The organism is Mumia sp. (genome assembly GCF_028803055.1).
Taxonomy (GTDB): domain Bacteria; phylum Actinomycetota; class Actinomycetes; order Propionibacteriales; family Nocardioidaceae; genus Mumia.
Window position 1 is genome coordinate 289 of sequence record NZ_JARBCJ010000115.1, and the last position, 10,776, is coordinate 11,064.

Consider the following 10,776-nt stretch of genomic DNA (forward strand, 5'->3'; position numbering starts at 1 on the left):
TGCGCGCGGTGAAGGCCCGCGCGCGCTGCCGCCGTACGTCGGCGAACCGGTCGTCGATGGTCGAGACCTGCTCCAGGAGCCGCATCAGCTGCGCGTTGCGCTGGTACGACTCGAGATAGGCGCGGTTGGCGGCGGCGATCACGGCCACAGGGTCCTCGGTGCGGGAGACGTCGCGGAGGTCAGGATGGAGCATCTCCTCCTTCACCTCCTCGAGCACCGCGGCGAAGATCTCCTCCTTGCCGGTGAAGTACGTGTACAACGACCCCGCAGCAGTCCCGGCCTCTGTCGTGATGTCGGCGAGGCGGGCCTCGAGGTAGCCGTCGCGCTCGAAGACCCGTCGCGCCGCCGCGACGAGGGCGGCCCGCGTCCGAGCTCCACGCGCCGTACGCGGTGGCTCGCGGGTCGTGCCGTCGGTCGCGTCGCCGTCGACCGGGATCGGTCGCGTCATCCCCGTCCTTCCGTGCCGACGCCCCGGCCGACAGCTTCGACTTGAAGTTGAGATCGGATTCAAGTATACAGAAGCCCCCGACGGAGGAGGACCGGATGGAGCTGCACGGTGCGGTCGCTGTCGTCACAGGTGGCGGCGGAGGGATCGGCAGCGCACTGGCTCGACGCTTCGCGGCCGAGGGCGCGCGCGTCGTCGTGGCCGACCTGGACAGCGCCGCCGCGGAGGCGGCCGCTGCAGAGGTCGAGGCCGTACGCCCCGGGTCCGCGATCGCCCACGCTGCCGACGTCGCCGACCCCGCTCAGATCGACGAGCTCCTGGCGCGTGCCGAGGAGGCCTACGGTCCGGTTGACCTCTACGCCGCGAACGCAGGCGTCTCCGGTGGGCACGGCCTCGGCGGTGAGGCGGCGTGGGACGTGGCCCTGGACGTCAACCTGCGCGCTCACGTGCGTGCCGCCGATTTGCTGGTCCCGCGCTGGCTCGAGCGCGGACGAGGCTACTTCGTCAGCACGGCGTCGGCGGCGGGGCTGCTCACGCAGATCGGCTCCGCGGCGTACGCGGTGACCAAGCACGCCGCAGTCGGGTTCGCCGAGTGGCTGTCGGTCACCTACGGCGACCGGGGCATCGGTGTCAGCTGCCTCTGCCCCATGGGCGTCGAGACGGCGTTGCTGCGTGCGGGGGAGCGGTCCGGTGACCGCCTCGGCGAGGCGGCCACCCGCGCGGTGACCTCGGCCGGCGAGGTCCTCGATCCGGACACCGTCGCCGACGACGTGGTCCGTGCCGTCCGTGCCGAGGAGTTCCTGATCCTCCCGCACCCTCAGGTGCTCGCGATGTACCGCCAGAAGAGCGCCGACTACGACCGATGGATCCGCGGGATGCGGCGCTACCAGGCCCAGCTGCTCGACCCCCGACCCTGACCAACCAGGAGGACGCATGTCCCTGTTCGAGACCACCGAGCGCAGCGCCAGATATCAGGAGGAGCTCCTGGCCTTCATGGACAGCCACGTCTATCCGGCAGAGGCCGTCTATGCCGCCCAGATGCGCGAGGCCGGTGATCCCCACCACCACCCGCAGGTCATCGAGGACCTCAAGGCGGAGGCCCAGCGCCGCGGGTTGTGGAACCTCTTCCACCCGCACCCCGAGTGGGGACCCGGACTCTCCAACTTCGAGTACGCGCCGCTCGCCGAGATCATGGGCAGGAGCCCGCACCTCGCGCCGGAGGCCTGCAACTGCGCGGCGCCCGACACCGGCAACATGGAGGTCCTGACGCTGTTCGGGAGCGAGGAGCACAAGAAGACCTACCTGCGGCCCCTCCTCGACGGCACCATCCGGTCCGCCTTCGCCATGACGGAGCCTGCCGTCGCCAGCTCCGACGCCACCAACGTCGAGATGCGGATGGAGCGCGACGGCGACGAGTACGTCCTCAACGGCCGCAAGTGGTTCGCCTCCAACGCGATGCACCGCAACTGCCGGGTCCTGATCGTGATGGGCAAGACCGATCCGACGGCGGCGACCCACCGTCAGCAGTCGATGATGGTCGTCCCCCTCGACGCACCTGGGATCACGGTGCTGCGCAACCTCCCGGTCTTCGGCTACCAGGACCGAGAGGGTCACGCCGAGCTCGTCTTCGAGGACGTCCGGGTCCCGGCCGCCGACGTGCTGGCCGGAGAGGGCGAGGGGTTCGCGATCAGCCAGGCACGTCTCGGTCCCGGCCGGATCCACCACTGCATGCGGGCGATCGGGATGGCCGAGCGAGCACTCGAGCTGATGTGCACCCGCGCACTGGCACGGGAGACCTTCGGGGCCCCCGTCGCCGAACGGTCGAACATCCAGGACTGGATCGCGGAGGCGCGGATCGAGATCGAGAAGAGTCGCCTCCTCACGCTCAAGGCGGCCTACGTGATGGACGAGTCGGGCAACAGGGCCGCCCGTACCGAGATTGCCGCGATCAAGGTCGACGCCCCGAACATGGCGCTCAAGATCGTCGATCGTGCGATCCAGGTCCACGGCGCGGCGGGGGTCACCGAGGACGTCCCTCTTGCGTCGTTCTACGCCCACCTGCGGACGCTGCGCATCGCCGACGGGCCGGACGAGGTCCACAAGCGCACCCTGGCCCGCCGGGAGCTTCGCCGGCACGCGGGCACGGTCGCCTGAGGCGCCGTCACCCCCGGCGTACGTGCAGGACGCGGAAGCCCTTCGCGCTGGCGACCCTCTCGGTGGGCCAGCCCTGGTCGGTCAGCCACCGCTGGAGCGAGTCGGCACCGAGGTTCTTGCCCACCACCAGGCGGGCGACGCCATCAGGTGCGAGCCGGGGGAGCCACTGCAGGAGGAGCTCGTGCAGCGCGGCCTTGCCGATCCGGATCGGAGGGTTCGACCAGATCTCGTCGAAGACCAGGGACGCAGGGACCTCGTCCGGCGCCGCCACGACGACCCGCGACCCGACTCCGGCACGCTCGGCGTTGGACCGGGTGAGATCGCGCGCGCGAGCGTTGGTGTCGACCGCGTGCACCGTGGCGGCCGGCACCGTGACCGCGACCGCGACCGCGATCGGACCCCAGCCGCACCCGAGGTCCAGCACCGTCCGCGCCTCACGGGGCGGCTCCGAGCTGCTCAGCAGCACCGCCGTCGCCTTGTCGAGACCCCCTCGCGCGAAGACGCCGGCGGCCGTCGTGAACGTGAGGCTGCGACCCCAGATCTCCGCCGTCACGTCGCGCCGACCCTCGGGGCCGGTCGGATCGCTGTCGAAGTAGTGCTCAGTCATCCTCGGGGCTCTCGAGCGGACCTCGGAAGGTACGCGTCTCCTGTGCGCGGGCGGCGAGCCGGGACTCCGCCGGGTAGACGACCTCCTCGAGCGTGAGCCCGAGCGACGGCATCACCTTCACCCGCGAGTCCCGGGTCCGTGCCTTGAGCACCCGCACCATCCATGCCGGCTCGTGGCGGCCTTCGCCGACCGCCGTGAGCGCGCCCATCAGCGACCGGACCATCGAATGGCAGAAGGCGTCAGCGACCACCGTCGTCTCGACGATCGACGAGTCGGTGCGCCGGGTGGTGAGCTGCATGAGGCTGCGGATGGTGCTCGCCCCCTCCCGCCGACGGCAGAACGCGGCGAAGTCCTGCTCGCCCAGCACGCCGACCGCGGCGTCGTTCATCAGCGACACGTCGAGCGGACGGTGGTGGTGGACGACGTGGTTGCGGTGGAGCGGGTCAGGGCCGGTCACGCCGTCCCAGATCCGGTAGACGTAGCGCCGGCGCAGCGCGGAGAAGCGTGCGTCGAACCCGTCGGGCGCGACCCGTGCGGCCCGCACCACGATGTCGTCGGGGAGCACGCGGTCGAGACGGCGGAGCAGGTGCGCCTCGTCCATCTCGAGCTCGTCGGGAAGGTCGACGTGAGCGACCTGACCGCGTGCGTGGACGCCGGTGTCCGTACGGCCGGCGACGGTCAGCCTCGCGGGCCCGTCGAGCCGGAGCACCAGCGTCAGCGCGTCCTCGATGGTCTGCTGCACCGACGGAAGGCCGGGTTGCGAGGCCCAGCCGCGGTAAGCGCCACCGTCGTAGGCCAGGTCCAGTCTCCAACGCACCTGCTCAACCTACCGATCGCGTCAAACGGCCGTGACACCCCGTCCGTCCCCGGTGAGCGCGAGGACGAGCTTGCCCGTGTTGGAGCCCTCGAAGAGTCCGAGCCACGTCTCGTGGAACGCCTCCACACCGCCCTCGACCACAGTCTCGCGGGCGACCACCGAGCCGTCGGAGATCCAGGAGGCGATCGTGTCGATCGCCTCCGGATAACGGTCCTCGTAGTCGAAGACGACGAAGCCGGTCATGGACGCCCGGAAGACCAGCAGCGACAGGTACCGGCGTGGGCCGGCGGGCAGGGACGTCGCGTTGTACGCCGAGATCGCGCCGCAGAGGACCACCCGCGCGTGACGGCGGAGGTTGGCGAGGCCGGCGTCCAGGATGTCACCGCCGACGTTGTCGAAGAAGACGTCCACTCCCTGGGGCGCCACCTCCCGCAGACGCTCGAGGACGTTCTCGTCCTTGTAGTCGATGGCGGCGTCGAAGCCGATCGACGTCAGCCACGCGCACTTGTCGGGGCCACCGGCGATGCCGACCACCGTGCAGCCCATCGCCTTGGCGATCTGGCCCGCGACACTGCCCACGGCCCCGGCGGCACCCGAGACGAGCACCGTCTCGCCCGGCTGGAGGCGGCCGACGTCGGTGAGACCGAAGTACGCGGTCATCCCGGGCAGACCCAGTGCGCCGAGCCACGTCGGGGCTCCCGCGACGGCCAGGTCGATCGTGGTGACGCCGCGGCCGTCGGAGAGGGCGTACTCGGTCACGCCGAACATCCCCATGACCGCGTCGCCCACCTCGAAGTCGGGGTGCTTCGAAGCCACGACCGTGCCGGTCGCTCCGGCACGCATGACCTCGCCGAGGCCCACCGGAGGGATGTACGACCGGACGTCGTTCAGCCACCCGCGCATCGCCGGGTCGAGCGAGACGTGGTCGACCCGTACGACGATCTCTCCGGGGCCGGGCGCGGGGACCTCCGTCGTCACCGTCTCCCACGTGTTCTCGTCGGGGTAACCCTTCGGGCGCTCCCGCAGCAGGAGCTGACGGCTGGTGAACGGGGGCGTGGCGGGAGCGGGCATCGGGGTGTTCCTCTCGTGGCGGCTGCGGCCACTGTAGGGGGCCCGGAGACGGCGACGGGCCCGCCCACGGTGTGGACGGGCCCGTCGGGTGACGTGGGTGCTGCTCAGCCCCAGCGCTCGGTGCTCGAGGGGAAGGTGAGCCCGCGTTCGCCGGTGTAGATCTGCTTCGGCCGGGCGATCTTCTGCTCCTTGTCGTCCACCAGCTCCACCCACTGCGCGAGCCAGCCGGCCGTACGCGGGATGGCGAACATCACCGTGAACATCTCCGGCGGGAACTGCAGCGCCTCGTAGATGAGGCCGGAGTAGAAGTCGACGTTGGGATAGAGCTTGCGCTTGACGAAGTACTCGTCCTCGAGCGCGATCTTCTCGAGCTCCTGCGCGACCTCCAGGTAGGGGTTGACGCCCGTCACCTCGAAGACGTCGTCGCACGCCTTCTTGATGATCGTGGCGCGCGGGTCGTAGTTCTTGTAGACCCGGTGGCCGAAGCCCATCAGGCGTTCGTTGCCGGCCTTGACGCCCTCGATGAACGCCGGGACGTTGTCCTTCGTCTTGATCCGCTTGAGCATCCGCAGGACCGCCTCGTTGGCGCCGCCGTGAAGCGGGCCGTAGAGAGCCGCGATGCCGGCCGAGACGGCGGAGTACGGGTCGACCTGGGTGGAGCCGACCGACCGGACCGCGTTGGTCGAGGCGTTCTGCTCGTGATCGGCGTGCAGGATGAAGAGGACCTCGAGCGCCTTGGCCAGCCGCGGGTCCGCCTCGTACTTCGGCTCGCTCATCTTGAAGAGCATCGCGAGGAAGTTCTCGGCGTACGAGAGGTCGTTGTCGGGGTAGACGTAGGGCTTGCCCTGCGCGTGCCGGAACGACCAGGCGCCGAGCGTCGGCATCTTGGCGATCATCCGGACGATCTGCAGGTGCCGGACCTCGGGGTCCTGGATGTTGCGGGCCTCGGGGTAGAAGGTCGAGAGACCGCCCACCGCCGACAGCAGCATGCCCATCGGGTGGGCGTCGTAGCGGAAGCCCTGCATGAGCGACTTGATGTTCTCGTGCACGAAGGTGTGGAAGGTGATCTCGTGCACCCAGGCGTCGTACTGCTCCTTGGAGGGCAGGTCGCCGTGGATGAGCAGGTAGGCGACCTCGAGGAAGTTCGACTTCTCCGCGAGCTGCTCGATGGGGTAGCCGCGGTACTCGAGGATGCCCTTCTCGCCGTCGATGAACGTGACGGCCGAGCGGGTCGAGGCGGTGTTGGTGAACCCGGGGTCGTACGACGCGATGCCGGGCTCGTCGTCGTTGACCCGGATCTTGCCGAGGTCGCTCGCGCGGATGGTCCCGTCGACGATCGGGAGCACGTAGTCCTTGCCCGTCCGGTCGTCGCGGACGGTCAGGGTCTGGCCGTCAGCCGAAGGCGTGGCGTCTGTCACGAGGAGGTCTCCTTGTGCCGTGGCGTGCGCACGCTGGGTCGATGCGCCGCTCGAGTCAGGGGTCCCCTGGGGTGTTCGGACCCACTCCAACTTATTGCCTCCTGCAGTGGAACGTGAATCCGGGGGTCCGCTGTCCGGGACGCCGAGGCCCACCGCCTCCGGCTCCCTTGGCCGCCGGGGGTATCATCAAATCGGTGCGTCAGGCGTACGACGCACCCCGTGGGCAGCCCGTTTTGACCGAGCCCGCCCCGGCACGTTATCGTTGTACGTCGTTGTGCCTTGATCCGCCGCGGCCTTGCTGCGTCCATCTCGGCGCATCGTCAGACCCCATCCATACGAAGGTAGATCTAGCGTGCGCACGTACAGCCCGAAGCCTGGTGACGTCGACCGCAAGTGGCACGTCATCGACGCATCTGACGTGGTGCTTGGGCGTCTCGCCGTCCAGACCGCGACCCTGCTTCGCGGCAAGCACAAGCCGACGTTCGCCCCCCACATTGACAACGGTGACTTCGTCATCATCGTCAACGCGGAGAAGGTCGCCCTCTCCGGCAACAAGCGCCAGGACAAGCTCGCGTACCGCCACAGCGGATACCCGGGCGGCCTCAAGCAGATCGCCTACGGCGACCTGCTCGAGAAGGACGCGCGCAAGGCCGTCGAGAAGGCCGTCTGGGGCATGATGCCCAAGAACCGCCTCGGCCGATCGCTCATGAGCAAGCTGAAGGTCTACGCCGGCCCCGAGCACCCGCACGCCGCTCAGCAGCCGCAGACCTTCGAGATCACCCAGATCGCCCAGTAGGCCCAGGAAGCAGTGAGGATCAACGTGGCTGAGTCCAGCACCGAGACCGTCGAAACGACCGACGAGTTCACGGCCAACACCGAGGGTGTCTCGTACACCTCGGAGAGCGTCCCGAGCGCGGAGTCGGCGGCCCGCTCGTCGATCATCGCCCCCTCGGCGGCGACCGGTCGCCGCAAGGAGGCCGTCGCTCGCGTCCGTATCGTTCCCGGCACCGGCTCGTGGACCGTCAACGGCAAGTCGCTCGAGGAGTACCTCCCCAACAAGCTGCACCAGCAGATTGCCAAGGAGGCCTTCGCCGCAACCGGTCTCGGCGAGAGCTTCGACGTCGTCGCCCGCGTCTCCGGCGGTGGCATGACCGGCCAGGCCGGCGCCCTCCGTCTCGGCGTCGCCCGTGCGCTGAACGCCGTCGACGAGGAGTCGAACCGCGCGACGCTCAAGAAGGACGGGCTCCTCACGCGTGACGCCCGCGCCAAGGAGCGCAAGAAGGCCGGCCTCAAGAAGGCCCGCAAGGCGCCTCAGTACAGCAAGCGCTGACGGCCGAGCCGTGGGTCGGATCTTCGGAACCGACGGCGTCCGTGGGATCGCGAACGAAGATCTCACGGCAGAGCTCGCGGTCGACCTCGCCGTGGCAGCAGCCCACGTGCTGGGGGAGGCCGGAGCTTTTGCCGACCAACGGCCGACCGCAGTCGTGGCCCGCGATCCTCGCGCCTCGGGAGAGTTTCTCGAGGCCGCGGTGGTCGCGGGTCTCGCGTCTGCGGGGGTGGACGTGCACCGTCTCGGTGTCGTCCCCACACCTGGTACGGCGTACCTGACGTCGGCGCTCGCCGCCGACATGGGCGTGATGATCTCCGCGAGCCACAACCCGATGCCCGACAACGGCATCAAGTTCCTGGCCCGCGGCGGGCTCAAGCTCGACGACGCCATCGAGGACGCGATCGAGCGCACCCTCCAGCAGCCCTGGAAGCGTCCGACCGGAGCCGCGGTGGGCCGGATCGGCGACAGCCCGACCGCTCTGCGCACGTACGAGCGGCACCTGGTCGGCGCGGTCGACCGACGCCTCGACGGGATGCGCGTCGTGCTCGACTGCGCGAACGGCGCGGCCTGCGAGGTGGGGCCGGCGGCGTTCCGCGAGCTCGGGGCCGAGGTCATCGCCATCCACGCCGAGCCCGACGGTCTCAACATCAACGCCGGGTGCGGGTCCACGCACCCGGAGGACCTGCAGCGAGTGGTGCTCGAGACCGGCGCCGACGCGGGGTTCGCCTTCGACGGAGACGCCGACCGATGCCTCGCGGTGTCGGCCGACGGTGTGCTCGTCGACGGTGACCAGATCCTCGCCATCCTCGCGCTCGCGCTGAAGGAGGACGGCCGTCTCGTCGACGACACGGTCGTGGCGACGGTCATGTCCAACCTCGGCTTCGTCCAGGCGATGGAGGCCGCGGGCGTGACGGTCGTGCAGACTGCCGTAGGAGACCGCTACGTGCTCGAGGCGATGCGCGGCCGGGGGTTCAACCTGGGCGGCGAGCAGTCGGGGCACGTCATCATGAGCGACCACGCGACCACCGGCGACGGTGTCCTCACCGCTCTCGCGGTGTCCAGCCGGATGGTCGGCACGGGCCGCTCGCTCGCCGACCTCGGTGCGGTGATGCACCGGCTCCCGCAGGTGCTCGTCAACGTCTCCGGCGTCGACAAGGGCCGTGCCGGCACCGATCCCGTCGTGGCGGCGGCCGTCGCCGAGGCTACCGACGAGCTGGGCGGGACGGGTCGAGTCCTGCTGCGCCCCTCGGGCACCGAGCCGCTCGTACGCGTGATGGTCGAGGCGAGCACCGCCAGCCATGCCGAGACCGTCGCGCAGCGCCTGGCGACCGTCGTCGGCTCCGCGCTCGCCCTCTGACCCCTCCCCGACTCGTCGCGTCCGGTCCCGTCCCGTGCGGCCCCGTCCCGTCCGCGGTGTGTGCGGTTCGTCCAAGAATCTCGCCCGGATTCCTTGACCAGCTGCACACATCGCGGACGAGGCGGGACGCTCGGGCGAAACCCGGGTGCGGCCTGGGGCTGTCCCGACCTACCGTGACGGCATGCAGATCGAGGAGCTCGACCCCGCCGACGACGCCGGGCTGGCCGCGTTCCACGAGCACGAGGTACGCGTCGCCGCGACGCAGCCGTACGGCACGGCCTGGACGCTGCCGGAGCTGACGGTGGCGGCGCGGACGGACGACCCGTGGACGGCACGGGCGCTCCTGTGGGCCCGCCTCGACGACGGTGAGGTCGTCGCGACCTGCCAGCTGGAGGTCCCGCTGCGCGACAACCTGGAGACGGCGTGGGTGGCGTTGGCGACCGCCCCCGAGCACCGCGGATCGGTCGGTCCCTTCATCGAGCACCTCAAGGACCGGGTACGGCTGCTCGGCCGCAGGCGGCTGGAGTGCTCGGCGAAGTGGCCGCCTGGCGACGACGAGGGCCCGGACGCCGAGCTGCTTCGTGCGCACGGGTTCCGGCTCGGTCTCATCGAGGCGCAACGCGTCCTCGACCTGCCTCCGGACCGCGACGAGCTCGCTGGGCTGGCCGAGAAGGCCGCCGCCCACCACGCGGGGTACGAGCTGCGCACCTGGCGCGGACCCGTGCCGGACGACCTCGTGGCCCCGTACGCGGCGATGCGCAGCGTGATGGCGGTCGAGGCGCCCGCGGGTGACATGGGGTGGGAGGCGGAGGACTTCCCGCCCGAGCGGGTGCGCCAGGAGGAGGCCGAGCTCGCGGCCCAGGGGAGGGTCCTGTGGACGACCGTGGCGGTCGCCCCGGACGGCGTGCTGGCGGGGCACAGCCAGATCGTCGTGCCGGGCTCGGACCCGGTGAACGCCTACCAGTGGGACACCCTCGTGCTGCCCGAGCACCGCGGGCACCGCCTCGGACTCGCGATGAAGGTGCGCAACCTCCTCGCCGCGGCCGACGACCTGGCGCCGCGTGAGCTCCTGCACACGTGGAACGCGGCCGACAACGCGCCCATGATCGCCGTCAACGAGGCGATGGGCTTCCGGCTGGCGTCGATGACCGGCGAGTTCCGGTGCGACCTCTGACGCTCAGGCGTCGGCGGGGACGCGCTCGTCGGTACGGACCAGGTAGCGCGTGAGCACGAGTCCCCAGGCGGCCGCGATGAAGAACATGATCAGGCCGTAGACCGCGCCCGGGATGGAGATCTCCGTCTCGTCGAGGATCTCGACCGCGACGTAGATCGCGAGCGTCGCGTTGTGGACGCCGATCTCGAACGACGACGCGACAGCCTGGCGCTCGGTGACGCCCGCCCACCGGGGGACGAGGTAGCCGACCGCGAGGCTGATCACGCAGAAGAGGGTGGCGGCGGCGCCGACCTGCGCGGCGTACTCCACGACGTTGTCGCGCTGGTCGATGAGGATCCCGAGCACGAGGATGCCGAGGATCACGGCCGAGGCGATCCTGACGGGCTTGTCCATCCGCGCGGCG

The 10,776-nt window shown here is 70.3% G+C and carries 11 protein-coding genes and 1 pseudogene; 6 read left to right on the top strand and 6 right to left on the bottom strand.

What is annotated here, in order from left to right:
• Positions 1 to 448, bottom strand: a 448-nt coding sequence (locus PV363_RS11760; RefSeq protein ID WP_301022413.1) for a TetR/AcrR family transcriptional regulator, incomplete at its 3' end; no start/stop codon positions are given.
• A 41-nt stretch (positions 449 to 489) separates the two neighbouring features.
• On the opposite strand from PV363_RS11760, the gene PV363_RS11765 reads away from it, so the two are divergent.
• Entirely contained in the window at positions 490 to 1,362 is an 873-nt protein-coding gene (locus PV363_RS11765) for an SDR family oxidoreductase (protein ID WP_255559060.1), read from the top strand.
• Positions 1,363 to 1,378: 16 nt separating this feature from the next.
• Positions 1,379 to 2,599: an acyl-CoA dehydrogenase family protein gene (locus tag PV363_RS11770; protein ID WP_220342030.1), complete on the top strand. Its 1,221-nt coding sequence runs from the start codon at positions 1,379 to 1,381 to the stop codon at positions 2,597 to 2,599.
• A 7-nt stretch (positions 2,600 to 2,606) separates the two neighbouring features.
• Here PV363_RS11770 and PV363_RS11775 read toward each other — a convergent pair whose 3' ends face one another.
• The 4 genes from PV363_RS11775 to PV363_RS11790 all read right to left on the bottom strand — a co-directional run bounded on the left by PV363_RS11775 (position 2,607) and on the right by PV363_RS11790 (position 6,512).
• Positions 2,607 to 3,206, bottom strand: coding sequence for a methyltransferase (locus PV363_RS11775; RefSeq protein ID WP_220345315.1), 600 nt, complete (start codon positions 3,204 to 3,206; stop codon positions 2,607 to 2,609).
• Positions 3,199 to 4,023, bottom strand: a complete 825-nt coding sequence (gene truA, locus PV363_RS11780; protein ID WP_220342028.1) for a tRNA pseudouridine(38-40) synthase TruA — start codon at positions 4,021 to 4,023, stop codon at positions 3,199 to 3,201. The genes PV363_RS11775 and truA overlap by 8 nt, the downstream gene beginning before the upstream one ends.
• Positions 4,024 to 4,044: 21 nt before the next feature.
• A complete protein-coding gene (locus tag PV363_RS11785; RefSeq protein WP_220342027.1) occupies positions 4,045 to 5,094 on the bottom strand; it encodes an NADP-dependent oxidoreductase in 1,050 nt (349 codons plus the stop codon).
• 104 nt (positions 5,095 to 5,198) lie between these two features.
• The gene (locus PV363_RS11790) at positions 5,199 to 6,512 is read right to left on the bottom strand and encodes a citrate synthase (RefSeq protein ID WP_220342026.1); all 1,314 of its coding nucleotides are present in this window, start codon (positions 6,510 to 6,512) and stop codon (positions 5,199 to 5,201) included.
• 352 nt (positions 6,513 to 6,864) lie between these two features.
• Here PV363_RS11790 and rplM point away from each other — a divergent pair, with 352 nt between their 5' ends.
• From rplM to PV363_RS11810, 4 genes are all read left to right on the top strand, one after another.
• Positions 6,865 to 7,308: a 50S ribosomal protein L13 gene (gene rplM / locus PV363_RS11795; RefSeq protein ID WP_220342025.1), complete on the top strand. Its 444-nt coding sequence runs from the start codon at positions 6,865 to 6,867 to the stop codon at positions 7,306 to 7,308.
• A gap of 24 nt (positions 7,309 to 7,332) precedes the next feature.
• Positions 7,333 to 7,842 carry a 30S ribosomal protein S9 gene (gene rpsI, locus PV363_RS11800; RefSeq protein ID WP_220342024.1) on the top strand — a complete coding sequence of 170 codons (510 nt, stop codon included), beginning with the start codon at positions 7,333 to 7,335 and terminating at the stop codon, positions 7,840 to 7,842.
• Between the two features lie 10 nt (positions 7,843 to 7,852).
• Positions 7,853 to 9,199, top strand: a complete 1,347-nt coding sequence (gene glmM, locus PV363_RS11805; RefSeq protein WP_220342023.1) for a phosphoglucosamine mutase — start codon at positions 7,853 to 7,855, stop codon at positions 9,197 to 9,199.
• A gap of 181 nt (positions 9,200 to 9,380) precedes the next feature.
• Positions 9,381 to 10,373, top strand: a complete 993-nt coding sequence (locus PV363_RS11810) for a GNAT family N-acetyltransferase (RefSeq protein ID WP_301022414.1) — start codon at positions 9,381 to 9,383, stop codon at positions 10,371 to 10,373.
• 3 nt (positions 10,374 to 10,376) lie between these two features.
• On the opposite strand, the pseudogene PV363_RS11815 reads toward PV363_RS11810, so the two are convergent.
• Positions 10,377 to 10,776 (bottom strand): annotated as a pseudogene (locus PV363_RS11815) (bile acid:sodium symporter family protein); the annotation flags it as partial.

Coding starts and splice junctions, on each gene's coding strand:
- PV363_RS11770 (WP_220342030.1), top strand. CDS start 1,379: ATGTCCCTGTTCGAGACCACCGAGCGCAGCGCCAGATATCAGGAGGAG.
- PV363_RS11775 (WP_220345315.1), bottom strand. CDS start 3,206: ATGACTGAGCACTACTTCGACAGCGATCCGACCGGCCCCGAGGGTCGG.
- PV363_RS11785 (WP_220342027.1), bottom strand. CDS start 5,094: ATGCCCGCTCCCGCCACGCCCCCGTTCACCAGCCGTCAGCTCCTGCTG.
- PV363_RS11810 (WP_301022414.1), top strand. CDS start 9,381: ATGCAGATCGAGGAGCTCGACCCCGCCGACGACGCCGGGCTGGCCGCG.